Below are 25928 nucleotides of genomic sequence, written 5' to 3'. Positions count from 1 at the left end.
CGCGCGGGGGTCTCGTCGCCCGGCCCGTCCGGCCTGCGCCCGCCCCGGCGGTCTAGCAAGGGGGCGGGAGGGTGTCACGGCGCCGGGCCGCGCACCGAGCCCGCGGAATCCGCGATCGCGGCATCGCTCCGGTAACCACGTGCGCGTCGCCGACGGGTTATCCCGCGCGACGAATACGGATCGCCCAGTGTCCGTCTTGTCTCGAACGAGACGACACGGTGTCATCGTCGGCGATCGTGAGTAGGCCGATCGCGGAGTTACTGATGAAGACCTTGACGATTGCGGGCACGGCGCTCTGCGCGCTCATCCTGGCCGCGCCGAGTGCCGAGGCGGGCGGGTTCCGCGGCGGCGGATTCCATGGTGGCGGATTCCATGGCGGCGGATTCCGGGGCGGTTACCGCGGCGGCTACGGCTACCGCGGTGGCTACGCGGCCCGCGGCTTCTACGGGCGCGGCTACGGTTACGGCTACCGCGGCGGCTACGGTCGGGCCCTCGGCTACGGGCTGGCCGGCGCGGGGATCGGCCTCGGGCTCGGGCTCGCCGCCGGCAGCGTCTACGGCGGCTACGGTTATGGCGGCTACGGCTACGGCTACCCGGCCGCCTACGGCGGCTACGGCTACGGCTATCCCGCCGCCTATGGTGGCTACGGCTACGGCGGGTGCTACGGCAGCTTCACCTGCGGCTGCGGCTGCTGACACGCGCCGGCCCCGCGCCGGGCCCTCAGGGCTCGGCGAGGGGCAGGCCCCGGCTGGGCAACTCCCAGTGGAGGTCCGGCGTCGTCGCGTAGAGCTTGCGATGCGCCAGGACCGCGTAGGTGTCGGTCATGCCGGCGATGTAGTCGGCGACCCGGCGGGCGACCCGGGCCTCGGTGGCCCCGTCGAGACCGGCGCTCCACTCCTCCGGCATCCGGGCCGGCGCCGCGGTGAACGCGGCGAACAGGTCGTTGACGATGGCGTCCGCTTTCTTCCGCACGGCCACCACGCCGGGATGCCGATACATCCGCTCCCACAGGAAGCGCATGATCTCGGCGTCGGCCGCCGCGATCTCCGGCGAGAACACGATGACGGGCTGATCCGCGTTGCGGATGTCCTCGACGCGCTGCGGATCCAGGGCGGCGATGCGGCGGCCGCCCTCGCGGATGACGTCCTCGACGAAGCGGGTGATCACCCGGCGGGCGAGCTCGTGGATCATCCGCGACGGCTCCAGGCCCGGATGCAGCCGGTCGATCTCGTCGAGCAGCCCGGCCAGGAACGGGACCGCCCGCAGCTCCGGGATCTCGAACAGGCCGGCGCGCAGCCCGTCGTCGAGGTCGTGGGCGGCGTAGGCGATGTCGTCCGCCAGGGAGGCAGCCTGGGCCTCGGGGCCGGCCTGACTCCACAGGTCGAGGGGATTTAGCGCGTCGTATTCCAGGATCGCCGCCGGGATGCCGCGGGCGGCGTAGCGGGGCGTCGGGTGGCCGTCCGCGGTGAGCAGCGGACCGTTGTGCTTGACGAGGCCCTCCAGCGTCTCCCAGGCGAGGTTCAGCCCGTCGAAGCCGGCGTAGCGCCGCTCCAGCCGGGTGACGATCCGCAGCGCCTGGGCGTTGTGGTCGAAGCCGCCGTGGCGCGCCATGCAGGCGTCGAGGGCGTCCTCGCCGGTATGGCCGAAGCAGGTGTGGCCGAGGTCGTGGCTGAGGGCCAGAGCCTCCGCGAGGTCCTCGTCGAGACCGAGGGCGCGGGCGAGCGCCCGGCCGATCTGGCTCACCTCCAGGGTGTGGGTCAGGCGGGTGCGGTAATGGTCGCCCTCGTGATGCACGAAGACCTGCGTCTTGTGCTTCAGCCGCCGGAACGCTGTCGAGTGGATGATCCGGTCCCGGTCGCGCTGGAAGTCGCTGCGGGTCGGCGAGCCGGCCTCCGGGATCAGGCGGCCCCGGGTGCGGGCCGGGTCGGTGGCGTAGGGCGCGCGCCAGCGCTCACCGTTCGGTCGCACGGCATCCGCTCTGAAACTCACGCACCCTGCTCATGACGGCTCCCCGCCCGGCGCGTTGCGGCGCGGGCTTGCGGCTCATATCTTGTGGGGCGAGGCGCCCTCGGCAACGGGCCGGGCGCGCCGTCCACCGAACGAATGCGTGGCCAGAGACCGATGGCTGAGATCACCCTGACCGCCCGCGCGGCCAAGCGCATCAACGAGATCATGGTGGCGGAGCCGGCGGGCTCGTCGCTGCGGATCAGCGTCAACGGCGGCGGCTGCTCGGGCTTCTCCTACGCCTTCGACATCACCCGCGCCCGCGAGGCGCAGGACGTCGCGATCGAGCGCGACGGCGCCACCGTGATCGTCGATCCGGTCTCGCTCGAGTACATGAGCGGCTCGACCATCGATTTTGTGAACGACCTGATCGGGCAGTCCTTCAAGATCGAGAACCCGCTCGCCACCGCCTCCTGCGGCTGCGGCACCTCCTTCTCGTTGTAGTGCCCGGCCCGGCGCCGCCGCGCCGTTGCGTCCGTACGACACCTTTCCCGGCTCGATCGCCCGGGCCGGCGCGCGCGATTGCCTCGCCCGGCAAAACACGGCACGGCTAGGGCATCCCCGCGAGAGCCCTGGTCCGGACGCTGCCATGAACCACCCGAAGGCCCGTCTCCGCCTCCGGTCGGCCTGGGCGGCGGCCGTCACGCTGGCCCTTCTCGGCCTCGCGCCCGCGCCGCTCGCCGCGCAGGAGGGCGCCGCCGCCGTCCAGGACGTGACGGTCAACGACGTGGTGATCCCGCTGGGCGGCACGCTGCTGAAGGCTCCGAAGCTGACGGCCAGCGGCACCCGCCTCTCCAAGGAGGATCTCGCGGCGATCCTGCGCCCGGATTCCAACGTGCCCTGGGAGCAGCGCCTCGCCCGGCTCGACGCCGGCAGCCTGACCGTCCCGGTCCTCGTCTCCGAGAACGCGGGTCCCGGCGAGAACCGGCAGACCGTGACCTACCGCGACGTGGTCGCCCGCGACATCCGCGCCGGCCGCGTCGGCGAGCTGACGGCGGCCGGCGCGACGGTCAGCTCCGTCGCGGGGCCGAACCGCGGGTCCGGGACCTACGGTCAGGTGCGCGCCACGGAGCTGGATCTCGCCGCGCTCAGCCGGCTCTACACGGTGCCCGGCGACGGCAAGGGACCGGTCCAGCGCGTCTACGGCACCATCCAGGTCTCGGACGTCACCTACTCGGACGCGCGCGGCACCACCGTGAAGATCGCCCGCCTCGACGGCCGCGACCTCGGCGGCCGGCAGGTCCCGGACGGCTGGAGCGGTGCCTTCGCCATCGTGGCGAACGGCTTCGACGGCGCCAGCGACCGCCGACCGCTGGCCGCCGCCGCCGCCGATCTCATCGACGCCACCTCGGTCGGCAGCCTGGAGATGCAGGGCCTGAGCGTCAGCGACACCGATCCGAAGGGGCCGGTGCTGTTCGAGATCGGCCGGGCCGCCTACACCTCCTCGGGCTCCGAGGGCGGCACCACCCTGGACAACCTGTCGATGACCCGCGGCGCGCTGCGGATCCATGTCGGCCGCGTGGCCGCGCTGGGGACCTCCCTGGCGCCGACCGTCGCGACCCTCCAGGGCATCGCCGCCGAGCCGACGGGTGGCGCCGGCTTCTCCGACGTCGAGATGCGTCGCCTGACGCCGAAGCTCGGCACGCTCACCCTCACCGACCTGTCGATCGACCTGCCGCCCGAGGCGGAGGCCGAGCGGGCGGCCCCCCGCGACGTCCGGCCCCCGGCCCGCGGCGCCCTGCCCGATCCGGGCCGGTCGGCGCGGACACCCGAGCCCAGGCTGGCCGACAGGACCGTGGATCCCCTGGCGGTCACGGTGTCGCCGCGGCCGTCCCCCCGCGTCGCGCTGCGCGAGGCGGCCCTGGCCTTCGGCCCGCTGACCGACGGCGTGCCCAGCGCGACCCGCATCAGCCTCACCGGCCTGAGCCTGCCCGCCGACCTGCTCGCGGGCGCGCCGCTCCTCGGCCTGCTGCCGGCCTACGGCTACCGAGACCTCGACCTCGACCTCGTGGCCGACGCGAGCCTGGACGAGAAGGCCCGCGACCTCGCCCTGCGCGAGGTCACGATCTCCGGGCGGGACATCGGCACCGTCCGCCTGTCCGGCACGCTCGGAGGCATCGGGCCCGAACTGTTCTCCGGCACCCTGCCGGCGGCGACCATGGTGATGTTCTCGGGCAGCGCCAAGACCCTGAACCTGACGGTCGAGAATGCCGGCCTGTTCGAGCGCTTCCTGGCCGCGCAGTCGAAGGATCTCAGCCTCAAGCCGGACGAGTTGCGCAAGGAATACGTCACCGCCAGCCTGCTCGGCGTGCCGATCATCCTGGGCAACAGCGCGGCCGCCAAGGGGATCGGCGCCGCCATGGGCCAGTTCGTGATGAAACCCGGCAAGCTCGTGGTGCACGCCAAGTCCAAGGAGCCGGCGGGGATCGGCTTCATCGACCTGGGCGCGGCGCGCTCACCGGCCGCCGTCCTCGACCGGCTCGAGGTCGAGGCGAAGGCGAACTGAGGGGCACCGCGATCGGCCGAGGCCGTGGCCCGGCTCCGATGGCGACGCCCGCATATCTGGAAGGGCCGCCCATGCTCGCCGTCCGCCTCTCGAAGGCCGCCCTCGTCGGCGCCCTGGCACTGACCTGCACGCTGGTCGTGTACGGCAACGTCACGGAGCCGGCGGTGAACCTCGCCTTCGTGCAGCACGTGCTGTCGATGGACACGATCCTGCCGGATTCGGGCATCGCCGACCGCGCGATCACCGATCCGGCACTGCAGCGCGGCGCCTTCGCGATGATCGTCGCCGGGGAGGCTGTCACGGCGCTCCTGCTCTGGATCGGCGTCGCGCTGATGCTGGCGCGGCTGCGGGCTCCGCGCGGCGACTTCGACCGGGCCAAGACCTGGGCGATCGCCGGCCTGAGCGTTGGCTTCCTGGTCTGGCAGGCGGGCTTCCTGGGCATCGGCGCCGAGTGGTTCGGCATGTGGATGTCGAAGGTCTGGAACGGCCAGCAATCCGCCTTTCGCTTCGCCATGACGGTCCTCGGCGTGATGATCTACGTCGCCCTGCCCGAGGCCGAGGATCCGGAGGCGGGCCGCAGAGGCTGAGATCGCGCGGCCGGCACTGCCCCGACGCGGGGGCTGTCGTGCCGACCGCGTTCTCGAAGCTCGCCGCACTGCCACCCGGAACGATCGGGAATCGCGATCAGTTCGTTCGATAAGTTCTGTTGGATTGAACACTCGGCGAGAGGGATGGTGGCTCCCTGTTCTGGAGCCGAGCCGTGTCGAGCAGGTCCAACCCTCTTTCGATCGCGTGCCGCATCCGCGGTTCCGTAGCCAGGCTTGGCTCCCGCCTCGCGGTCAGCCTCGGAGCCGTTGGCCCGAGGCGGTCGAGGCCGCGATCGTCGGCCGAGTCCCGGACCCACACCCTCGCTCGCCGCGCTCACCGCCGTCAGCCTCCACCTGATCCACCTTCCGGCATCGCGCGATGCCCAAGCCCGGTTCGAGGATCGTCAGGAGAGAAATCGGACCGTGGAACCGCGATCTGCAAACCGCAGAGCAACGGTCATCGAGTTACCCCACGCTGTTGAGGAGACACCGCCGTGAGCCAATCCGCCCTTCCCCGCCGTGCCGTGCTGGCCGGCCTCGGCCTCGGAGGCCTCGCTGCGGCCGCCCCGGCTTGGGCCGCCGGCACGGTCAGACTCCCCCTGCCCGGCGGTCCCGAGCAGCGCGCGATCACGACCGCCTTCCCCGGGAAGGGCGCGATGATCCTGCAGCGCACCCGGCCGCCGCTGCTGGAGACACCCTTCGCGGTGTTCGACGAGGGCGTGTACACCCCCAACGACCGCTTCTACGTGCGCTGGCACTGGGCCGAGATCCCGACCGCGATCGACGTGCCGTCCTTCCGTCTGACAGTGCGCGGCCACGTCGAGACGGCCCTGTCGCTGTCCCTCGACGCACTCGCCGACATGCCGCGATTCGAGATCGCGGCGGTCAACCAGTGCTCGGGCAATTCGCGAGGCCTGTTCGTGCCGCGGGTCCCCGGCGCGCAGTGGGCCAACGGCGCGATGGGGAACGCCCTCTGGACCGGCGTGCGCCTGAAGGACGTGCTCGACCGCGCGGGCGTGAGGGCCGGGGCCGTACAGGTGCGCTTCGCCGGCCTCGATGAGCCGGTCGTGAGCGACGCGCCGCACTTCCGGAAATCCCTCGCCCTGGACCATGCCCGCGACGGCGAGGTGATGATCGCCTACGCGATGAACGGCGCGCAGTTGCCGCTGCTGAACGGCTTCCCGCTGCGCCTCGTCGTTCCGGGCCGGTACTCGACCTACTGGGTCAAGATGCTGTCGGACATCGAGGTTCTGGACAGGCCCGACGATCAGTACTGGATGGAGACCGCCTACCGCATCCCGGACGTGCCGGGAGCCAACGTCCGGCCCGGCCAGACCGGTTTCAAGACGGTGCCGATCGACCGCATGGTGCCGCGCGCCTTCGTGACGAATCTGCAGGACGGCGCCCGGGTCGCGGCCGGCGCGCCGGTGGCCGTGCGCGGCATCGCCTTCGGCGGCGATTGCGGGGTCAGGTCCGTGGAGATCTCGACCGACGGCGGCGCGTCTTGGGCGCCGACGCGGCTCGGGGCCGACGCGGGCGCCTACAGTTTCCGCCGCTTCGACGTCGGCTTGCCGGCCCTCGCGACCGGCACCCGCGCCGTCAAGGTCCGCTGCACCAACACGAACGGACTCGCGCAGCCGATGGACCCGGTCTGGAACGGCGCGGGCTTCATGCAGACCGGCGTCGAGACCGTGACGCTCCAGGTCGCCTGAGGAGGAGTTTCATGTCCCTGCCGCCAACAGCGCGCTGCCTGGCCGCGCTCGCCCTGATCCCCGTTTCCGCGGCCGCCGCGCCGGAACCGATGCGCTTCACGTCGCAGCAGGTCGAATGGCCCACGTCCGATCAGGTCTTCCCGGCGGGACCGGGCGCCGAGGCGATCAGCAACACCTGCCTCGCCTGTCACTCGGCCGGGATGATCCTCACGCAGCCCCCCCTGTCGAAGGCGCAGTGGAGCGGGATCGTCGACAAGATGATTCACAGCTACAAGGCCAGCGTGGATCCCGCCGACCGGCAGGCCATCATCGACTATCTCGCCGCGCTGAAGCCGCGGCCCTGACTGCGCCGCTCACGGCGCCCCGTCCCGGATCAGGCCGAGCAGGGCGTCCGCGGCGCGGCTCCGGTACCGCTCCCTGTGGCGCAGCATCCAGAAGGTCCGTGCCGGCAACGGGAACGGCGGCGCGACGAGCGCGCCGGCGGCCAGCTTGCCCGCCACGACCGCCTCCGACAGGACGCTGGCACCGGCCCCGGCCTCGATCGCGGCGAGCACGGCCTCGTTGGAGGGCAGCTCGAGCGACACCGTCACATCCGTGAGCGCCAGCCCCGCCGCCGCGAGCGCCGCCTCGAAGGCGGAGCGCGTTCCGGAACCCGCCTCGCGCAGCACCCACGGGTGGCCCGCGAGATCGGCGGCCGTCAGGGTCTCCCGGGCCGAGAAGGGGTGGCCGGCCGGCACGACGAGCACGAGCCGATCCTGCGCGACCGCCGCGCTCGCCAGAACCGGATCCTCGACCTCGCCCTCGACGAAGCCGAGTTCGGCCGAACCATCGGCGACCGCCCGCGCCACCTCCGCGGTGTTGCCCACGGCAAGCCGGATCGTGATGTCCGGATGGGCGGCCCGGAACGCGACGAGATGGCGGGGCAGCCAGTGGCTGGCGATGGTCTGGCTCGCGTGAACGCGCAGGCTTCCCCGCCGCAGGCCGCTCAGGTCGGCCAAGACCCGCTCGGCCGCCTCGGCGCGGGCGAGGACCGCACGGGCCTCTTCGAGGAAGACGCGACCGGCATCGGTCAGCTCGATCCCGCGGCCGACCCGGTGGAACAGCTTCACCGCGTGGCGCTCTTCCAGCCCGGACACCGCGGCGCTGACCGCGGACTGCACGATGTTCAAGGCCTCGGCCGCGCGGGTGACGTGCTGACGCTCTGCGACCGCCACGAAGATGCGCAACTGATCGAGGGTCATCGACGGGCTCTGCGACCGCGAGGGACGATCCAGGCTACCACGCCTTCGCGCCGCGCCCTGTCGTGAGCGCGAGCGCCGTCGCGGCCAGCGCCAAGGGCGCGAAGGACACCCAGAGAACCGTGTCCCAGCCGTAGCTCGTCAGCAGGCCCCCCGACGAGAACGAACCGACCGCCACCATTCCGAACACGATGAAGTCGTTGATCGACTGCACCCGCGTCCGCTCCTCCGGGCGATGACAGTCCAGCACCATCGCGGAGGCGCCGACGAAGCCGAAATTCCAGCCGACGCCGAGGAGGATGAGGGACAGCCAGAAATGCCCGACGTCCGCGCCCGCGAGTCCGACGAGCGCGGCCGCCCCCGTCAAGGTGAGGCCGGTCGCCACCACGCGGGACGCGCCGAAGCGCGTGATCAGTCGCCCGGTGAAGAAGCTCGGGCCGTACATGGCGATGACGTGCCACTGCAGGCCCAGATTGGCATCCTCCTGCGCGTGGCCGCACAGGCGCATGGCCAGCGGGGCGGCCGTCATGACGAAGTTCATCAGCAGGTAGGACACGGCCCCGCAGATCACCGCGATCACGAAGCGCGGCTGCGCGAGAATGACGGCCAGCGGTCGTCCGCCCGAGACGGACTCGGCGGACGGCCGCGGCAGGCGAACGCCCGCCAGGATCAGGGCGGCCGCGGCGGCGACGGCGGCCTGGGCCAGGAAGGTGGCGGCGAACAGGTAGGGTGGCCACAGGTCCATGGTGTGGGTGACGAGCTGCGGCCCGATCACCCCGCCGAAGACGCCGCCGGCCATGACGGCCGACAGCGCCCGCGGGCGGCGGTCGGCCGGAACGCAGTCCGCGGCGGCGAAGCGGAACGAGAAGACCACGGCCGCGTAGGCGCCCCCGAGGAACATCGCCGCGCAGAACAGCCAGAAACTGGCCGCGACGATCGCCCAGGCCGAGAGCAGGCCGACGAGCACGCCGCACCCGGTGCCGACCATGAAGACGGTGCGGCGCCCGTGGCGCCTGGCGATGCTGCCGGTCGGAAGGGCGCAGGCGGCCATCCCGACCACGAAGATCGAGATCGGCAATGTGGCCAGAACCTTGCTCGGCGCGAGCATGTTGCCGACGACCGCGCCTGTCGCGAACACGACGGTCGAGTTCGCGCCGGCGAGGGCCTGCGCGACGGCCAGCCTGACCACATTGCCGGTCCCCGACAGGTCGGCAACGGGGGCGCGGTCGATGGCCGAGGGGGACGTGCGGGACATCGGGACGCTCTGGATTCGACAAGGCTCCGCGGCCGGCCGGTCCGGCGTTCATCGCGGCGCGGGGCCGACTTCGGGTGGGCCGGTGCGACGAGGGCACCGGTATAGCGGCGGCGTTCTCGTCCGTATCGCGACGCGATGACAAACCGTGCCGCCCGGTCCTTCGCCGCAATTCGCGCATCCGGGTCGATCGGCGCCCGCTCTCCACAGGATCGCCCGCCGTGCGGCAGCGATCCCGAGCGGTCGCGCCTGCCGCGGCTCTTCAGCCCTGTAGGCTTTCGCCCCACCGCCCGACACGGCCTCCGCCGCGTCGCTGAAGGTGCCGCGTTCCAGCACCTCCCGCGCCGCGTGCGCGAGACCGCCGAGGACCGCCCGCGCGAACCACCCGCCGATACTGATCCGCACCTCCCTCGGGCGCCCCTACGCCAATCGGGTCCCGCGGGGGGATGGCCTGCCTGGCCGGGGATCGTCCGAGGTTGAGATGGAGGGAGGTTCAACGATCCGTTCGGGAGGCGCGCTGAACGCAGTGGCCGACCTGGACCGATGGCATCGGCCGAACGGCCGGCGCGACACGCGTCACTGCGCGATGATCTCCGGATGCTGCGCGGAGAGGTTCGCCCGCGTCGCCTCGGCCCAGGCGCGGTCGCGTTCCCGGCGCGGCCGGTCGAGGCGGACGTCGGCGATGAGACTGGCCGGGCGCCGCGACACGAGGAGCAGCCGGTCTGCGATCCCGATCGCCTCGGCGACGTTGTGCGTCACCATCAGCACGCTCATGCCGGCCCGGTCCACCGTGTCCACCACGAGGCCGCGCAGCTCCGCGGCGGCGGCGTCGTCGAGGGACACGAACGGTTCGTCGAGGACGAGGACGCGCGGGCCGTCGGCCAGGGCGCGCGCCAGCGCCACGCGCCGCTGCATGCCCAGCGACAGCGCCTTCGGGTAGCGCGTCCGCCACGCCGTCAGGCCGAGCCGCGCGAACAGATCGTCGAGATCGCGCCCGCGCCGTGCCCGGGGCAGGCCGAGGCGGACGTTGTGCTCGACGCTGCGCCAGGGCAGGAGCCGCGGCTCCTGGAACACGATGCCCGCCCGGTCCGCGCCGGAGACGCGGCCCTCGAACGCGGTGTCGAGGCCGAGCAGGATCCGCAGGGTGGTGGTCTTGCCGGCGCCCGACGGCCCGATCAGGCAGACGATCTCCCCGGCGCCGACGCCGAAGGTCAGGTTCCGGACGGCCTCGACCGCCTCGGCCCGGGCGGGCCGGTACCATTTCGACGCGATCGCGACCTGGAGGACGGGCTCAGCGCCAGCGACGGACATAGGCTTCGAGCCGCTGGAGGAGGAGGACGTCGATGCCGATCATCACGGCCATGAAGACGAGGCTGTAGCCGATGATGGCCGCCACGTCGGTGCTCTGGACGAAGTAGTAGTTGATCGCGAAGCCGACCCCGTCCGGGCGCCCGAGCAGCTCCACGACCAGCACGATCTTCCAGGCGAGCGAGAGGCCCGACCGCGCCGCCGTGACCATGTAGGGCTGGAGCTGCGGGATCAGGATGTCGCGGGCCCAGCTGCGCCGGTCGAGTCGGTAGGCGCGGGCCATCTCGTCGAGCCCGGGATCGAGATTCCGCGCGCCCTCGCGCACGATCACCGCGACGTTCGGCAGCTTGTTGAGCACCACCGCCAGGATCGCGGCGGTCTCGGTGAGGCCGACCCAGACATAAGCCAGGACCGTGATCACCAAGGCGGGCGTGTTCAGGAGGACGAGCAGCGGCGTGTCGAGGGTGAGGTCGGCGGCCTTGGACCGTCCGAGCGCGACGCCGAGGAGGACGCCGAGGACCATCGCCACGGTGAAGGAGATCGCCACGCGGAGCAGCGTCATGCCCACGTTGTGCGCGAGGTCGCCGCGCTCCGCCTCCTGAACGATGAAGCGCAGCACCGCGAGGGGCGCCGGCAGCAGGCGGGAGCCCGCCTCCATCGCGGCGAACTGCCAGGCGGCGAGGAGCACGGCCAGGGACGCGATACGGGTCAGCGCGCCCATGCGGTCCCGATGATCCTGATAGTCTTGACGGTCGACACGCGCGCCCGCCGGGCGGCCGCCTCAACCATTGCGGCCGGTGTAGTAGAGGTCCGGCGGGAGCGCGCTGCCCTTTCCGACGAGGCGGGCGCCGCCGAGCCGCGCCATCACCGCGTAGAGCTTCTCGGCGTCGGCGCGCTCCTCCGCGATGGAGCGGCGCGGAATGCCGGCCAGGAAATCGTGCTTCAGGGCCTCGAAGGTCGCCTCGTCCTCCGCCGCCATCAGCGGGCGCACGATCTCCCACGTGCTGGGGTCGGAGGCGAGCATGTCCTTTGCGGCCCGCGAGGCCCGGGCGAAGGCCGCCACGGCCGCGGGCTTCTCCTTCACGGTGGCGTCCTGGAACAGGTAGCCGATCAGCGCCACGTCGCCCGGGACCCCGAGGGCGTGCATGATGTCCTCGGCCCCGACCAGCTGCCGATAGCCCTTGGCCTTCAGGCGGGCGCAGTAGGTCCAGTAGGTCAGCGCCGCGTCGAGGGCGCCCTGCTCCAGCTTCAGCGTGATCAGAGGCGGGGCGCCGTAGGCGATCTCGGCGGCCTGCTCGAGGTCGATGCCGGCCGCGTCCTTGGCCTGTGCCCGGAGGAGGAGCCAGTTCTTGTCCAGGGGGCCGCCCGCCACCCCGAGGCGCTTGCCCGCGAGATCCTTGAGGCTCTTCACCGGGCTGCCGCCCGGCACCATCACGCCGCCCTCGGAGGTCGAGTACGGGATGAAGCGGACCGCCTGGCCGTCGTTGCCGAGGCGGGCAGCCCAGAGCAGGTCGCCGATGATCGTGTCGACCTGCCCGCCGATGAAGCTGATCCGGGCCGCGTCGTTGCCGGCGAGCTTGACCGCGTCCAGCTCGAAACCGTTGGCCGTGTCGAGGCCGCGGGCCTTGATCACGGCCGCCTCCCAGGTGGACGTGCCGAAGGGCAGGCTGCCGAGGCGGATCGTCGGCACGTCGGCGCGCGCCGCCCGCAGGCCGAGGCCGCCGAGCAGGCCCCCGGCGAGCATCGCGCGCCGTGACAGCATCACGCCTTCTCCCATCGTATTGCGCAGTCTTCAGCGGCGGCAGACTGGAGTGCCGATCGAGCCGGACGCCATTGCCAAAAGGTCATAGGGCTCACACCGGTTTCCGTCCACCATGGCAAACACGCTTGCGCGCAACCGGCCGCGGCGGCACCCTCGGCCGCGACGGTTTCATCGGAGATGGATCATGAGCGAGCGACGCGAGGGCGCACTGGACGACGCGACCGTGGAGGCGCGGCTGAAGGCCGAGCTGCCCGCCTGGCGGCTGGAGGACGGGTGGATCCGGCGCACCTACAAGACGTCCGGCTGGAAGAGCACCCTGATGGTGATCAACACGGTCGGCCACCTCGCTGAGGCGGCGTGGCACCATCCGGACATCACGGCCTCCTACGCCTGGGTCGAGGTCCGGCTGATGAACCACGCGGCCAAAGGCATCACCGACAAGGATTTCGCCCTCGCCCGGAAGATCGAGGAGGTCGTCTCCTGGCAGCCGGGCCTGGAGGGACAGGGGCTCGAGGGCACCCCGACCGATCCGCGCTTCGCCTACATCAAGTACGAGAAGTAGCGGTCGCCGCGTGCGTCACCGCGGCTCCTTCACCCGGCGGCACTCCGTCTTCAGGTAGGCGGTCTTGCCGATCTCCTCGCGCAGCTCGGTGCGGGCGATGATCTCCTGCCAGCCGGTGGCGCAGCCGAGTTCGTTGGCGACCCGGACCTTGCGGACCTCGAGCGCCTGGGCGTCCGTGCAGGAATCCTGGGCGATCCCGTTGGCACAGACCAGGACGACGGCGATGAAGGCGTTCATGGGCAAGACGGTCCTCGTTTCCGTCGCACCCTACGCGCCGGAACACCGTCGGGTTTCCGGCGGTGTGGCCCCGCTCGCGTGAAATATCGTCACGGTCGGCCCGCCCTGAGGGGGCGGAGGGGCGGGCCGACCGTTTCTCGCAGCGCCCGCGGGCGCCGCGATCGCGTGAGCCGGCCGATCAGCCGGCGTGGGCCGCCGGCGCGCCGCCCGTCTCCGGGCGGATACGGTAGCAGCCGACGTAGAGCGCGGGCAGGAACAGGAGCGTCAGGAAGGTCGCCGCCAGGATCCCGCCGATCATCGCGAAGGCCATCGGCCCCCAGAACACCTCGCGGGCGATGGGGATCAGGCCCAGGCTCGCCGCGGCGGCGGTCAGGAGGATCGGCCGCATGCGGTGGTGGGTCGCCTCGAAGACCGCCTGCCAGGGCGCCATCCCCTCGGCCCGGAACTCCTCGATCTGGCTCACCAGGATCACCGCGTTGCGGATGATGATCCCGATTAGCGCCAGGATGCCCAGGATGGCGACGAAGCCCATCGGCTTGTCGAACAGGAGCAGCGCCGGCACCACGCCGATCAGGCCGAGCGGCGCCACGGTGAAGACGAGGAGCATCCGGCCGAAGCTCTGGAGCTGCATCATCAGCAGGAACGCCATGGCCAGCAGCATGACCGGGACCACGGCCGCGATCGGGCCCTGGCCCTTGGCGGATTCCTCGACGGCGCCGCCGGTCTGGACCGTGTAGCCCTCCGGGAGCGCCTTGATGAAGGCGTCGAGACCGGGCTGCAGGGCGGCCACGATGGTGGCCGGCTGGGTCGCGTCGTGGATCGTGGCGCGCACCGTCACGGTCGGGAGGCGGTCCCGGCGCCAGACGATCGGCTGCTCGAGATCGTAGCCGATCCGCGCGAAGGCGAGCACCGGCACCACCGTGCCGTTGGCGAGACCGACCTGCAGCGACTGCAGGGTGTCCAGCGACGACCGCTCGACGGCGCGGGCGCGGCCGACGACGTTGACGAGGTAGATCGAGTCCCGGACCTGCGTGATCGCCTGCCCGCCCTCGATCCCGTTCAGGATGCCGGCGACGTCCTGGCTGGTCACGCCGAGCTGGCGCGCCTTGTCCTGGAGAATCTCGACGCGCAGCACCTTGCCGGGCTCGTTCCAGTCGAAGGTCGGCACGTCGAGGCGCTTGTCGGCCGCCACCACGTTGGCGAGGTCGAGCGACAGGCGGCGCACCGTCTCCATGTTCGGGCCGCTGAGGCGGTACTGCACCGGCCGGCCCACGGGCGGCCCGAGGCTCAGGGGCTGCACCAGCACGTCGGTGCCGACGAAGTCGCGCAGGCCGATCGTCTGCAGGCGCGCCATCACGCGGTCGCGCACCTCCAGCGACTTCGTGACGATGACGATCTGGCCGAAGAACGCGTTGGCGAGCTGCTGATCGAGCGGGAGGTAGAAGCGCACCGCGCCCTCGCCGACGTAGGACGACCAGCTCGTCACGTCCGGATCGTCCTTCAGGTTCGCCTCGAACCGGTCCATCTGCGCCCGGGTCTCGGCGATGGTGGCGTTCTGCGGAAGGGTCAGGTCCACCAGCACCTCGGACCGGTCCGAGGACGGGAAGAACTGCTGCTGCACGTGCCCCATCCCGACGATGGCCGCCGCCATCAGCCCGAGACAGACCACCACCGTCGTCCAGTGCCAGCGCATGGCGAGCCGCAGCGCCCAGACGAACAGGCGCGTGAAGATCCCCTCCTTCTCCGTGTGGTGCTTCATGGTCTTCGGCAGGAGCGTGACGCCGACGAGCGGCGCGAACAGGACCGCCACGACCCAGGAGACCAGCAGCGAGGCCGCGATCACCACGAACAGCGAGTAGGTGTACTCGCCGGCGCCGGAGCCGTTGAAGCCGATCGGCAGGAAGCCCGCCACCGTCACGAGCGTCCCGGTCAGCATCGGGAACGCCGTCGACGTGTAGGCGAAGGTGGCGGCCTTCCGCAGCGTGTCGCCCCGCTCCAGGCGGGCCACCATCATCTCGACGGTGATCATGGCGTCGTCGACGAGGAGGCCGAGCGCGATGATCAGCGCGCCGAGGGAGATGCGCTGGAGGGTGACGTCCATGATCTGCATGACGACGAAGACGATCGCCAGCACCAGCGGGATCGACACGGAGACGACGAGGCCGGCCCGGACGCCGAGGCTCACGAAGCTCACCCCCAGCACGATGATGACGGCCTCGACCAGCGCCTGGGTGAAGCCGCCGACCGCGTGCTCGACCTGCTTGGGCTGGTCCGACACGAGATGGACGCCGACACCGAGCGGCAGGGTGGCCTCGATGGCGCGCATGCGCTCCTTCAGCGCCTCTCCGAAATGCAGCAGGTTGGCGCCCGGACGCATCGCGATGGCGAGGCCGATCGCGGGCTTGCCGTCCACCCGGAACAGCGGTGCGGGCGGATCCTCGTAGCCGCGGCTGATCTCGGCGATGTCGGCGAGGCGAAAGAAGCGGTCATTGACCCGCAGGTTGAAGTCCTGGAGCGAGGCCTCGGAGGCGAAGGAGCCGCTGACCCGCAGCGAGATGCGCTCCGGCCCGGCCTGCACCACGCCGGAGGCCGAGACCGCGTTCTGCGCCTGCAGGGCCTTGATCAGGGCCTGGAAATCGATGCCGTAGCCGGCGAGCTTCCGGGTGGAGAAGTCGAGGTAGATCGTCTCGTCCTGCGTGCCGATCAGCTGGGTCTTGCCGATATTGGGCACCCGCAGGACCTCGGTGCGGATGCCCTCGACGTAGTCGCGCAGCTGCCGGTGCGTCAGGCCGTCGGCCGTGAACGCGTAGATATTGCCGTAGACGTCGCCGAACTCGTCGTTGAAGAACGGACCCTGCACGCCCTCCGGGAACTGACCCTTGATGTCCCCGAGCCGCTTGCGGACCTGGTAGAAGGCCGGCTGGATCTCGTTCTTCTTGAGCGTGTCGCGGAACTGGACGAAGACTGTCGACGATCCGGGCGTCGTGTAGCTGCGGACGAAGTCGAGGCCGTTGAGCTGCTGGAGCTCCTTCTCGACCCGGTCGGTGACCTGATCGAGGGTGTCCTTGATGGTCGCGCCCGGCCACGTGGTCTGCACCACCATGGTCTTGATGGTGAAGGGCGGATCCTCCTCACGGCCGAGGCGGGTGTAGGCCATCAGGCCCGCGATCAGCGAGACCAGCATGAGGAACCAGACGAACGAGCGGTGCCCGAGCGCCCAGTCGGAAAGGTTGAAGTCCTTCACGCGAAAACCCCGTGCGGTCGGATCAGACGGCGCCGTCGGTCAGGCGCACGGCCTGGCCTTCCTTGATGACGTGGACGCCCGCGACCACGACGCGCTCGCCGGCCTTCAGGCCGGCGACGACCGCGACGCGGCCGTCCTCGGCGTTGTCCCGCGCCGCCACGGTGACGTCGCGGCGCGCTACCGACTTCCCGTCGGGCGAGACGACCCAGACCGAGCGGCGGTCACCGTCCTCAAGCAGCGCCGAGGCGGGCAGAAGGACGGTGGGCGCGACCTTGCGCATGAGCGACACGTTGATGGTCGCGCCGAGCCGGAAGGCCGGGCCGGGATCGTCCAGGGTGATCCGGATGCGCTTGGACCGCGTCCCCGACTCGGCGAGGGGCGCGATCTCGCGGACGCGCCCGCGCGCCGTCAGCTCCGGCGCGCTCTGGAGCGCGACGGTGAACACGCCGTCCGACGGCAGAGCCCCGACATGGGCCTCGGGAATGTCGACCACCGCCTCACGGACGTCGGGCCGCGCCACGGTCACGACGCCCTGGCCGGCGCTGAGCACTTGGCCGACCTCGGCGAGGCGCTGGGTCACGACACCGTCGAACTCGGCCTTCAGCTCAGTGTAGCCCATCTGGTCGCGGGCCTTCTGGAGGCTCGCCATCGCCTGATCCACCCGGGCCCGGGCGGTCTCGCGCTTGGCGACAGCCTGATCGAGCGTCGCCTGGGAGACGGCGTTGCCGGTCATCAGGCGCCGGGTCCGCGACTCCGCGGCCTCTGCGTTCTCGGCCTGCGCCTTCGCGTCGGCCAAGTCGGCCTCGGCGCGGGTCAGGTCGAAACGGGTCACGATGGTGTCGAGGGCCGCGAGGCGCTGGCCGCGGGTGACGAGGTCGCCGATCGTCACGTCCCGCGCGACCATGCGCCCGGGGATCTGAAAGCCGAGCTGCGCTTGGTAGCGCGGCTCGATCGTGCCGGCGAACGGCCCGAACGTGACGGTGTCACTCGGTACGACAACCTGCGTCAGCACCGGACGGACCGGGGCCGCCGCGGCCTCGCCTCCCTCCTCGCCGTGACCGTTGCACCCGGCCAGTGCCGTCGCGAGGAGGCCCAGGACGAGATACGCGCGCGCCGTCATGGGCGGTCTCCGATCTCGGCGGCCGCGACCGTCTGGCCGGGACGCAGGAACTGGATGCCGGCGACGACCACGCGCTCGCCCGGCTCGACGCCGCGCTTCAGCGCGATGATATCGGGGCCGAAGCGATCGATCTCCACCGCGCGGACCGAGACGGTCTTCCGGTCCGGATCGTAGACCCACACCGAGGGCTTCCCGTCGTAGCGGTAGAGCGCCGACCAGGGCAGGATCACCGATTCGTGCGGCGCGAAGCGCCCGCGGCCGATCACGACGGCGCCGAGCCCCATGGCGGCGGGCGTCGACTTAAGGCCGATCTTGACCCGCACCGTGCCGCTGGCGGCATCCACGGTGGGAGAGATCTCCCGCACGGTCCCGACCGCGGTGACGGACGGGTCCGACTGCAGCGCCACCGCGACGGTGTCGCCGGCCGGCGGCTGGGCCAGCAGCGATTCGTAGACGTTGAAGACCGCGTCGCGAGGCCCGTCCTGCGCGACGACCAGCACGGTCTGGCCCGACTGGACCACTTGGCCGACCTCGAAGCTGCGGCTCGTCACCACGCCGGACACGCCCGCGCGCAGCTCGGTATAGGAGAACTGCTCCTGCGCGGTTCCCAGCGCCGCCTTGGCCGAGTCGACCGCCGCCTGCGTGGTGCGCAGCTCCTGCTCGGCGTTGTCGTAGGTCGAGCGGGTCGTGAAGCCGCCGGCCAGGAGCTGCTTCTGGCGCTCGTACGACATCTTCGCCTGCGTCAGCAGCGCCTCGGCCGAAGCCAGGGCGGCCTTGGCGTTGTCGAGATTCGCCTGCTGCGTCAGGGGTTCGAGGACGGCGAGGACCTGATTGGCCGTGACGTGGTCGCCGACTTCGACGCGCCGCTCGGCGACCTTCCCGTTCGTCCGGAACGAGACGTTGACCTGCGCCTGGGCCTGGACGTCGCCGGTCACCACCACGTCGAGCGCCATCGGTGTGCGACGCGCCTGCACGACCCGCACGCGCGCCACGGCGGAGTCGAGCGCCGTCTCGGGCGCGGCCTGGGCGCACCCGATCGACCCGAGCGCGGTTAACATCAGCAGCGCGGAAGCCGATGGAAGGAAAGCGATGCGGTTCATGCGATCGACCGTGTCGGCGCGACTCGTGCGAATTGCGTGGCGCGTTCCTACGCCATCCGTTACATACCGTCCAGACGGTTTTTAGTGCAGGTCCGTGATGCAGGCGAAGCGACAGCGACTGGCGGCGCGCCCCGAGATCATCCTGGAGGCGGCCGCGGCCGTTCTCCTGAAGGGAGGCGTCCGCGGGCTGACCATCGACGCGGTCGCGGCCGAGGCCGGGCTGAGCAAAGGCGGCGTCCTGCACCATTACGCGTCGAAGGACGCCCTGGTGGGCGCGCTGGTCGCCCGCAAGCTCGCGGACGTGCGCGCGGAGATCGACGCCTGCGCGCGGGAGATACCGGCCGGCCCGTCGCAGCTTCCCAGGGCGATGGTGGCGCATATCCGCGGGCATTACTGCGACGACAACGAAGCGGCGCGCGCACTCCTGCTGGCATCGATGGAGTCACCGGAGGCGCAGAAAGACTTTCAGGCGTTCGTCGCGGATCAGCTGGACCAGCTCGGACGGATCGAGGGCGCGACCCCGGGCGAGGGCTCGGTCCTGTACTTCGCCATCCTCGGTCTGTTCATGAGCCGGGCGCTGGGCTTCCAGCAACTCGACGAGGACGCCCTGGCGCCGATGCTCGAGGCCCTCGACCGCATCGCCGGGCGAGCCGGCGGCTAGATCCGGACGCTCAGGCCTGGAAGGCGAGGACGGCGCGCGTCCCCGCGCTTCGGGGGGCGTACGACAGGGCCGAGCGGAGGTTCGATGCCATGGCGCGCACGATGCGCGACCCGAGACCGGTGCCGCGGACCTCGCCCTCCCCGGTCCAGCCGATACCGTCATCCTCGACGGCGAGCAGCACGGTGTCGGCGGCGTCCCGCTCGACCGCGACGCGGATCTCGCCCGACGTGCCGACCGGATAGGCGTACTTGTAGGCGTTGGTCACGAGTTCGGTCACGACCACGCCGACCGACACGGCCTTGTCGGTCGAGAGCCGCACCGGCGCGGCACGAAGGCGGATCGCGTGGTCGCGCCCGCTCGCCCGCATGGCGGCCTGCAACTCCTCGACCAGGCTCTGCAGGTAGGCGTCGAGCTCGACGGATTCGACGTCGTCGGACGTGTAGAGGCGGCGGTGGATGCCGGCGATCGCCGAGATCCGGGCCTGCATCTCGTCGAGCGCCGCCTTGGCGGCCGGGTCCGTGACGGCGTTGCGCTGCATGTGCGCCAGGGCGGCGACGAGGGCCAGGGAGTTGGCCACGCGGTGGTTGACCTCGCGCAGCAGCAGCTCGGCGCGGTCGCGCGCCTCGCGCATCTCGGCCTCGGCCCGCTCCTTGTCGCGCCGCAGGCTCTCCTGCCGGAGGGCGGTGGCGACGGCCTCGCCGAGCAGCTCGCGGAACTGACCCTGGACGTCCTTCCAGACGTAGTCCACCGCTCCGGCCTTCAGGGCCGCCACGGCGACGCGGCTGTCCTCGGAGCCGGTCACGTAGATGACCGGCGGCGCCTCGGGCAGCGCGCGGATCTCGGGCAGCAGGTCGAGGCCCGTCTGTCCCGGCATGTGGTGGTCGAGGGCGACGGCGTCGATCCCGCCCCGGGCGAGCCGCGCCAGCCCCGCCGCGCCGTCGGGACAGAGCTCGACCGCGTAGCCGCGCGCCTCGAGGGCGCGCCGGACCAGGCGGCCGAGGCCGGGATCGTCGTCGATGTAGAGGATGCGTGCCGCCGCGGCGGTGCCGTCCCCGCTGGCACGCCGAGCGGTCATGGGTTCTGCGGAACCTGCATGACCGAGAAGAACAGCCCGAGCTGGCGGATCGCGTTCGCGAAGCCGTCGTAGCTCACCGGCTTGGTGATGTAGACGTTGGCCCCGAGGTCGTAGCAGCGCTGGATCTCGCGGCTGTCGTCCGTCGTGGTCAGGACCACCACCGGGGACCGACGCGTGTGCGGGTTCGCCTTCACCTTCTCGAGGATGTCGAGGCCGGTCATGTCCGGCAGGTTGAGGTCGAGCAGGATCAGCAGGTGCCGTCGGGCGCTTGCCTCGCCGGAGCCGTCCGGCCCGAGCAGATAGTCCAGCGCCGAAGTGCCGTTGCGGAACGGCACGATGTCGTTGTTGACGCCGGCGCGTCGGATGTTGCGCTCGATCAGGCGCGCATGGCCCTCGTCATCCTCGATCATCACGATGCTGACGGGGTGCACGGGCCGCTCCACGCTCATTAGGCGGCGATGGGCGCCGGTTCGGGGTCGATCCGGACCGCTGTAGCCGTCCCGTGCGGCAAGGTCACGTCGAACGTCGTGCCCACACCGAGTTCTGAACGGATCTCGATCCGGCCCCCGAACGAGCGCACCAGCGCCTTCACGTGGGCGAGACCGATCCCCTCGCCCGGGCGGTCCTGGGCGCCCGACCGGCGGAAGAGTTCGAAGACGCGGGCATGGTCCCGCGCGGCGATCCCCCGGCCGTTGTCGGCGACCGAGAAGCAGACGCCGCGTTCGCCCACGGCCTTGGCCGTGACGGCGATCCGCCCGGGCCGGCTCGGGTCGAGGTACTTCACGGCGTTGTCCAGCAGGTTGCCGAAGACCTGCTCGATCGCGAGCCGGTCGGCGACGATCTCGGGCAGGTCGCGGGCGATCGTCACCGTGGCCCCGACCGCCTCCGCCTGATGCCGCTGGGCATCGGCCACGCCGCGGAGCACGCTCGTCATGTCGAGGGCCTCGGGCGAGAATTGTCGCCGGCCCTCTCGCGAGAGCTTGAGGATGGCGGCGATCAGACCCTCCATCCGGTTCACCGCCGCCTTGATGAAGCCGAGCGCCTCGCCGAAATCGGCGTCGAGCCGCTCTGCAGCCGGGTGATCCCGGAGGGCCGCGGCGACCTCGGTCCGTGTCGCCTCCAGCTCGCTCGTGAATCCCATCACGTTGACCAGCGGCGCGCGCAGGTCGTGGCTGACGATGTAGGCGTAGCGCTGGATCTCCTCGTTGGACTCGCGCAGGTCGGCTTCGGCCTGACGCTGCTCGGTGATGTCCGTGTGGACGCCGACCCACTCGCGGATCTCGCCGCGCGCGTCGAGGACTGGGATGGCACGGATCGCGAAGTGTCGCCACGTCCCGTCGCGCACCCGGACCCGGTGCTCGTGGACGTAGGTGCGCCGCGCCCGGACGGTCGCGTTCCACGTCTCGACGGAGGCCTCCATGTCGTCGGGATGGACCGCGTCGGCCCAGCCGTAGCCCTGATACTCCGCCCGCGTCTGACCGGTGATCGCGCTCCAGCCCGGCTGCTCGCCGAGCATCCGGCCCGCCGCATCGTTGGTCCAGAGCACGCCGCGCACGGCCTGCACAGCGGCCCGGAACCGCGCCTCGCTCGCCTGGAGCTCGCGCTGCACGCGCTGCTGGTCCAGCGACGAGGCGAGCATCGCCAGGAACAGGATGAGGAACGTGGCACCGGCGACGTAGAGGGCGAGGTTCTGCTGAGCCGGGGCGCCGGTCACCGCGTGGGCGGCGTGGGCGCCGCCCGCTTCGGCGGTGATCGTCGCCGCCGCCATGCCGGTGTAGTGCATGCCCGCCACCGCGAGGCCCATCACGCAGGCCGCGACGAGCTTCTGCCAGACGCCGTGTTGCCGGAAGGAGAGCCACAGGGCGGCGGTCGCCGCGGTCACGGCGATCGCCACCGAGAGCGCGATGATCGCCGGGCTATAGGCGAGGTCGCCGGGGATCCGCAGCGCCGCCATGCCGGTGTAGTGCATGCCGGCAACGCCCAGGCCCATCAGCGGGCCGGCGACGAGAAGGCTGCCGGTCCCCTCGCCGACGCGCGCAACCCACAGGAAGGCGGCGCCGGTCGCCGCGACGGCGATCGCGAGGGACAGGAGCGTGAGCCCGGTATCGTAGGCGGCCGGCAGGCCCATCTCGAAGGCCAGCATGCCGATGAAGTGCATCGACCAGATGCCCCCGCCCATGGCGAGGGCGGCGCCGGCGATCCACGGCCAGCGCGGTCCCGACACGGGCCCGCGGATCCGCGCGCCCAGGTCCAGCGCGGTGTAGGACGCGAAGACCGCGAGGCCGATCGACAGGGCGACCAGCGCCGGATTGTAGCCAGTATGGACCATCGACTGCGATCGACGCGTGAAGGAGCCTTCTCGCGATGTATCCCGGGTGATCCGTCGGCGCTATCGCGATTCCGAGACGCATGAAGCTCCCGAACATCGAGCCGCGTCGGCGAGCACCGAGCCCGGCGCCGGGACCAGAACGGATCGGCCACCGCGATCAGCATCCCGGTGCGCGCCACACAGGCTCAGGCAAGCAGGGTCAGCGATGATGCACCGCGACTCCCGTCAGACGAGACCGGCAGACAGGATGCGCGCCAGAGGCTGGATGACGCCGACGCTGGCATCCCGGCCGGAATGCCTCGGTGGACAGGCGCGTATCGCCGCCGCCGCGCGGCCGAGCCGCGTCGAAAAAAAACGCGTTCGTCACACAGCGACGGTCTCTCCCGGCGGGCGCGCGCGTTCTAGGTTCTGTCGATCGCTCAACGCGAATGCAGGTTCATGAACGGACACGCCGCGGCACGATTTCCGGACGACCTGCGCGAAGCCCTGGCGCAGGCTCTGTACGATTGCGAGCGGACGGACGGGGAGGATCGCGCTGCCTGGACCGACACGGACCTTGAGGCCCGCCACCCGGGCCTGCGCGAGCGCTATCGCCGATCCGCCGACGCCCTGGCGGCCGGTCCGCTCGCGGACCTGATGGCCGCCCGCCATGCCGACGAGGAGGAACTGCGGGTGCTGCGCCGGCAGCGGATGTCGCCCGAGCGCGAGCGGGAGCTGCTGGAGGCGAACAACCGCCTCGTCGCCCGCGCCGAGGCCGCCGAGACGGCGCGGCACACCGCGGAGGAAGCGCTCGCGACGCTGCGCCGCGAGCGGGATGTCGCGCGGGAAGCCGAGGCGTTCTGGCAGCAATTCGCCTTCGACGCCGACGATCTCGCGACCCGGCGCCTCATTGAGCAGACCGACGCCCGCGCCGAGGCCGAGCGGCGGGCGATCGAGGAGCGTTGCCGACGGGAACGCGCGGAGGCGGCGCTGCGCCTGTTCGCCGACCGGGCCGACGTCATGCCCAAGGAGGGATGGGCGTCGGAACTGGCGAAGGCCAATCGCGACATCCCGCTCTGGTGGTTCCACGCGGCCCGCGTCGCCCTCGAGCCGCCGGACCTGTCCCGACCGACCGAGAGCGGCGAGGCCTGAACGCCTCAGGCCGCCGCGGGCTGCTTCGCGGGCGTGTCGCGGAACAGAGCCGTACAGCCGGAGCCGCGATGCATGCTCAGGATCGACGCGCGGTCGATCTCCGGGTGCGTCTTGAGCACCTTCTGAACGCAGGCGAGCACCCGCTCGTACTGCGCGGCGTCGTAATTCGGTTCGAGCGGGCTGACGGCGATGTAGGTCTCGACCACCAGGACGCGCTCGGCGCGGTCGTGGGCGACGTCGACGGCGATCCAGGACGACTTGATCAGGCTGGTGCTGGCGAGCATGGGCGTTCCTCGTGCAGCGTTGCATCGTTTCACCCACTTCCGCGGCGCGTTTTTCATCCCGCGGCTGGGGCAATTTTGGCGAAATCATGGACCGCCTGTCGGCGAATGCCAAGGGGTCGCCGCCCCGGACCCCATGCACGCTGTGCAGCGTGTTGAGCGCGATCCCGCACCGGCTTACGGTCGGCCATCGGCCGCTGCCGGAGGTGTCCACAATAGGCACTCGCATCCGGCAAATGGCATGTGGTATACAAATTGGCGGACTCGTCACCCCGGGTCCGCGTGACGGTGTCGCGATACGACGGGACCGCGCTGTGGGAGGGAGAACAGACATGATCCGTTCGAGGATGGAAGGCCCCTGCCCCGCAGTCGCGGCACGCGCGTCACGGGCCCGTGCAGGCATCGAACCGATATCCCGCGCGGCCTGAGCCGCCCTCCGACATCCCCAAACCGACTCCAGCTCCGAGACCGATCATGACCAAGGCCCTCGAAGGCGTCCGCATCCTGGACTTCACCCACGTTCAATCCGGCCCGACCTGTACGCAGCTCCTGGCTTGGTTCGGCGCCGACGTCATCAAGGTCGAGCGGCCGGGCGCGGGGGACGCCACGCGTCAGCAGCTTCAGGACATCCCGGACGTGGACAGCCTCTATTTCACGATGCTGAACCACAACAAGCGGTCGATCACACTCGACTCGAAGAACCCGAAGGGCAAGGAGGTCCTCTGGCGGCTGATCAAGGAATGCGACGTCCTGGTCGAGAATTTCGCGCCCGGCGCCCTCGCCCGCATGGGCCTGACCTGGGAGAAGATCCACGAGGTCAACCCGCGGATGATCCTGGCCTCCGTGAAGGGCTTCGGTCCGGGCCGCTACGAGGATTGCAAGGTCTACGAGAACGTCGCTCAGTGCGCCGGCGGCTCCGCGTCGACGACGGGCTTCCGCGACGGAATCCCGATGGTGACGGGCGCGCAGATCGGCGATTCCGGCACCGGCCTGCACCTCGCCCTCGGCATCGTCACGGCGCTCTATCACCGGACCCAGAGCGGCCTCGGCCAGAAGGTCGACTGCGCCATGCAGGACGGCGTGCTCAACCTCTGCCGGGTGAAGCTCCGCGACCAGCAGCGTCTCGCGCACGGGCCTCTCAGGGAGTACAGCCAGTTCGGCGAGGGCATCCCGTTCGGCGAGGCGACCCCGCGTGCGGGCAACGATTCCGGTGGCGGCCAGCCGGGCCGGATCCTGCGCTGCAAGGGCTGGGAGCAGGACCCGAACTCCTACATCTACGTCATCACCCAGGCCGCCGTCTGGGAGCCGATCTGCGACATCATCGGTGAGCCGGATTGGAAGACCGATCCGAACTACGCGACCCCGAAGGCCCGCCTGCCGCATCTCAACGAGATCTTCACGCGGATCGAGGCGTGGACGATGAAGGTGTCGAAGTTCGAGGTGATGGACACCCTGAACAAGTACGACATCCCCTGCGGGCCGATCCTGTCGATGAAGGAGATCGCCGAGGACGAGTCCCTGCGGAAGACCGGCACCATCGTGGAGGTTGATCACCCGACCCGCGGCAAGTACCTGACGGTCGGCAACCCCATCAAGCTGTCGGCGAGCCCGAGCGAGGTCACCCGCTCGCCGCTCCTCGGTGAGCACACAGACGAGATCCTGCGCTCCGTGCTCGGCTACTCCGAGGCCGAGGTCGGCGAGATCGCCGAGTCCGGCGCGATCGGCGCGGTCCAGAAGATCGCGGCGGAGTGATCGGTCTCCGGCGATCCGGGGGCGAGATCCCGGATCGCCGATGTTACAATCCGGGGGCGTGCGTGAA

24 protein-coding genes and 1 pseudogene are annotated in these 25928 nt (G+C 71.1%); 10 read left to right on the top strand and 15 right to left on the bottom strand.

Annotated features, from left to right (window positions below; genetic code table 11):
• Window positions 1–263 precede the first annotated feature (263 nt).
• Entirely contained in the window at window positions 264–695 is a 432-nt protein-coding gene (locus ACLBX8_RS07055) for a hypothetical protein (protein ID WP_447714818.1), read from the top strand.
• Between the two features lie 25 nt (window positions 696–720).
• Here the strand turns inward: ACLBX8_RS07055 and ACLBX8_RS07050 are convergent, their stop codons facing one another.
• Complete coding sequence (locus tag ACLBX8_RS07050) at window positions 721–1968, bottom strand: deoxyguanosinetriphosphate triphosphohydrolase (protein ID WP_091676856.1); 1248 nt, start codon at window positions 1966–1968, stop codon at window positions 721–723.
• Between the two features lie 153 nt (window positions 1969–2121).
• On the opposite strand from ACLBX8_RS07050, the gene ACLBX8_RS07045 reads away from it, so the two are divergent.
• The 5 genes from ACLBX8_RS07045 (at window position 2122) to ACLBX8_RS07025 (ending at window position 7153) form a co-directional block, all read left to right on the top strand.
• On the top strand, window positions 2122–2448 hold the full coding sequence (locus tag ACLBX8_RS07045) for a HesB/IscA family protein (RefSeq protein ID WP_020092036.1): 327 nt from the start codon (window positions 2122–2124) through the stop codon (window positions 2446–2448).
• Window positions 2449–2593: 145 nt separating this feature from the next.
• A complete protein-coding gene (locus ACLBX8_RS07040; protein WP_447714817.1) occupies window positions 2594–4510 on the top strand; it encodes a hypothetical protein in 1917 nt (638 codons plus the stop codon).
• A 71-nt stretch (window positions 4511–4581) separates the two neighbouring features.
• Window positions 4582–5097 (top strand): DUF2165 family protein, encoded by a 516-nt coding sequence (locus ACLBX8_RS07035; protein ID WP_447714816.1) that lies wholly within the window; start codon window positions 4582–4584, stop codon window positions 5095–5097.
• Between the two features lie 494 nt (window positions 5098–5591).
• Window positions 5592–6809 carry a molybdopterin-dependent oxidoreductase gene (locus tag ACLBX8_RS07030; RefSeq protein WP_447714815.1) on the top strand — a complete coding sequence of 406 codons (1218 nt, stop codon included), beginning with the start codon at window positions 5592–5594 and terminating at the stop codon, window positions 6807–6809.
• Between the two features lie 11 nt (window positions 6810–6820).
• A complete protein-coding gene (locus tag ACLBX8_RS07025) occupies window positions 6821–7153 on the top strand; it encodes a cytochrome c (protein ID WP_447698682.1) in 333 nt (110 codons plus the stop codon).
• Between the two features lie 9 nt (window positions 7154–7162).
• On the opposite strand, the gene ACLBX8_RS07020 is transcribed toward ACLBX8_RS07025, so the two are convergent.
• The 6 genes and pseudogenes from ACLBX8_RS07020 to ACLBX8_RS06995 all read right to left on the bottom strand — a co-directional run bounded on the left by ACLBX8_RS07020 (window position 7163) and on the right by ACLBX8_RS06995 (window position 12369).
• Window positions 7163–8050: a LysR substrate-binding domain-containing protein gene (locus ACLBX8_RS07020; protein ID WP_447698683.1), complete on the bottom strand. Its 888-nt coding sequence runs from the start codon at window positions 8048–8050 to the stop codon at window positions 7163–7165.
• A 34-nt stretch (window positions 8051–8084) separates the two neighbouring features.
• Window positions 8085–9302 carry an MFS transporter gene (locus tag ACLBX8_RS07015; RefSeq protein ID WP_447698684.1) on the bottom strand — a complete coding sequence of 406 codons (1218 nt, stop codon included), beginning with the start codon at window positions 9300–9302 and terminating at the stop codon, window positions 8085–8087.
• A 302-nt stretch (window positions 9303–9604) separates the two neighbouring features.
• Window positions 9605–9701, bottom strand: a pseudogene (locus ACLBX8_RS07010) (isocitrate lyase/phosphoenolpyruvate mutase family protein); the annotation flags it as partial.
• Window positions 9702–9875: 174 nt separating this feature from the next.
• On the bottom strand, window positions 9876–10610 hold the full coding sequence (locus ACLBX8_RS07005) for an ABC transporter ATP-binding protein (protein WP_447698685.1): 735 nt from the start codon (window positions 10608–10610) through the stop codon (window positions 9876–9878).
• The gene (locus ACLBX8_RS07000; protein WP_056528723.1) at window positions 10591–11328 is read right to left on the bottom strand and encodes an ABC transporter permease; all 738 of its coding nucleotides are present in this window, start codon (window positions 11326–11328) and stop codon (window positions 10591–10593) included. The genes ACLBX8_RS07005 and ACLBX8_RS07000 overlap by 20 nt, the downstream gene beginning before the upstream one ends.
• 60 nt (window positions 11329–11388) lie before the next feature.
• A complete protein-coding gene (locus ACLBX8_RS06995) occupies window positions 11389–12369 on the bottom strand; it encodes an ABC transporter substrate-binding protein (RefSeq protein ID WP_447698686.1) in 981 nt (326 codons plus the stop codon).
• Between the two features lie 184 nt (window positions 12370–12553).
• On the opposite strand from ACLBX8_RS06995, the gene ACLBX8_RS06990 reads away from it, so the two are divergent.
• Window positions 12554–12931, top strand: coding sequence for a 4a-hydroxytetrahydrobiopterin dehydratase (locus ACLBX8_RS06990; RefSeq protein WP_020092026.1), 378 nt, complete (start codon window positions 12554–12556; stop codon window positions 12929–12931).
• A 15-nt stretch (window positions 12932–12946) separates the two neighbouring features.
• Here ACLBX8_RS06990 and ACLBX8_RS06985 read toward each other — a convergent pair whose 3' ends face one another.
• The 4 genes from ACLBX8_RS06985 to ACLBX8_RS06970 all read right to left on the bottom strand — a co-directional run bounded on the left by ACLBX8_RS06985 (window position 12947) and on the right by ACLBX8_RS06970 (window position 18632).
• Entirely contained in the window at window positions 12947–13168 is a 222-nt protein-coding gene (locus ACLBX8_RS06985) for a hypothetical protein (protein WP_012319732.1), read from the bottom strand.
• A gap of 178 nt (window positions 13169–13346) precedes the next feature.
• A complete protein-coding gene (locus tag ACLBX8_RS06980) occupies window positions 13347–16412 on the bottom strand; it encodes an efflux RND transporter permease subunit (protein ID WP_447714814.1) in 3066 nt (1021 codons plus the stop codon).
• Window positions 16413–16434: 22 nt separating this feature from the next.
• Window positions 16435–17532: an efflux RND transporter periplasmic adaptor subunit gene (locus tag ACLBX8_RS06975; RefSeq protein WP_056528714.1), complete on the bottom strand. Its 1098-nt coding sequence runs from the start codon at window positions 17530–17532 to the stop codon at window positions 16435–16437.
• Window positions 17529–18632: an efflux RND transporter periplasmic adaptor subunit gene (locus ACLBX8_RS06970; protein WP_427508785.1), complete on the bottom strand. Its 1104-nt coding sequence runs from the start codon at window positions 18630–18632 to the stop codon at window positions 17529–17531. Before ACLBX8_RS06970 ends, ACLBX8_RS06975 begins: the two co-directional genes overlap by 4 nt.
• Window positions 18633–18729: 97 nt before the next feature.
• Between ACLBX8_RS06970 and ACLBX8_RS06965 the strand changes: the two genes are divergently transcribed.
• A complete protein-coding gene (locus ACLBX8_RS06965; protein ID WP_447714813.1) occupies window positions 18730–19293 on the top strand; it encodes a TetR/AcrR family transcriptional regulator in 564 nt (187 codons plus the stop codon).
• 10 nt (window positions 19294–19303) lie between these two features.
• Here the strand turns inward: ACLBX8_RS06965 and ACLBX8_RS06960 are convergent, their stop codons facing one another.
• The 3 genes from ACLBX8_RS06960 to ACLBX8_RS06950 are packed head-to-tail and all read right to left on the bottom strand — an operon-like array spanning window position 19304 to window position 22697.
• Window positions 19304–20368 (bottom strand): sensor histidine kinase, encoded by a 1065-nt coding sequence (locus tag ACLBX8_RS06960; protein WP_447714812.1) that lies wholly within the window; start codon window positions 20366–20368, stop codon window positions 19304–19306.
• Window positions 20365–20817 (bottom strand): response regulator, encoded by a 453-nt coding sequence (locus tag ACLBX8_RS06955; RefSeq protein WP_020092019.1) that lies wholly within the window; start codon window positions 20815–20817, stop codon window positions 20365–20367. Before ACLBX8_RS06955 ends, ACLBX8_RS06960 begins: the two co-directional genes overlap by 4 nt.
• The gene (locus tag ACLBX8_RS06950; RefSeq protein ID WP_447714811.1) at window positions 20817–22697 is read right to left on the bottom strand and encodes an MHYT domain-containing protein; all 1881 of its coding nucleotides are present in this window, start codon (window positions 22695–22697) and stop codon (window positions 20817–20819) included. The genes ACLBX8_RS06955 and ACLBX8_RS06950 overlap by 1 nt, the downstream gene beginning before the upstream one ends.
• Before the next feature lie 438 nt (window positions 22698–23135).
• Here ACLBX8_RS06950 and ACLBX8_RS06945 point away from each other — a divergent pair, with 438 nt between their 5' ends.
• Complete coding sequence (locus tag ACLBX8_RS06945; RefSeq protein WP_447714810.1) at window positions 23136–23828, top strand: hypothetical protein; 693 nt, start codon at window positions 23136–23138, stop codon at window positions 23826–23828.
• Window positions 23829–23833: 5 nt separating this feature from the next.
• Here ACLBX8_RS06945 and ACLBX8_RS06940 read toward each other — a convergent pair whose 3' ends face one another.
• Entirely contained in the window at window positions 23834–24112 is a 279-nt protein-coding gene (locus tag ACLBX8_RS06940) for a hypothetical protein (protein WP_012319741.1), read from the bottom strand.
• Window positions 24113–24583: 471 nt separating this feature from the next.
• Between ACLBX8_RS06940 and frc the strand changes: the two genes are divergently transcribed.
• Window positions 24584–25861 carry a formyl-CoA transferase gene (frc, locus tag ACLBX8_RS06935; RefSeq protein ID WP_020092016.1) on the top strand — a complete coding sequence of 426 codons (1278 nt, stop codon included), beginning with the start codon at window positions 24584–24586 and terminating at the stop codon, window positions 25859–25861.
• The last annotated feature ends 67 nt before the right edge of the window (window positions 25862–25928 follow it).

It is taken from the genome of Methylobacterium sp. D48H (assembly GCF_053345715.1).
Note: the sequence above shows the minus strand (reverse complement) of the source record. Positions and strands in the feature narration are given on the sequence as shown.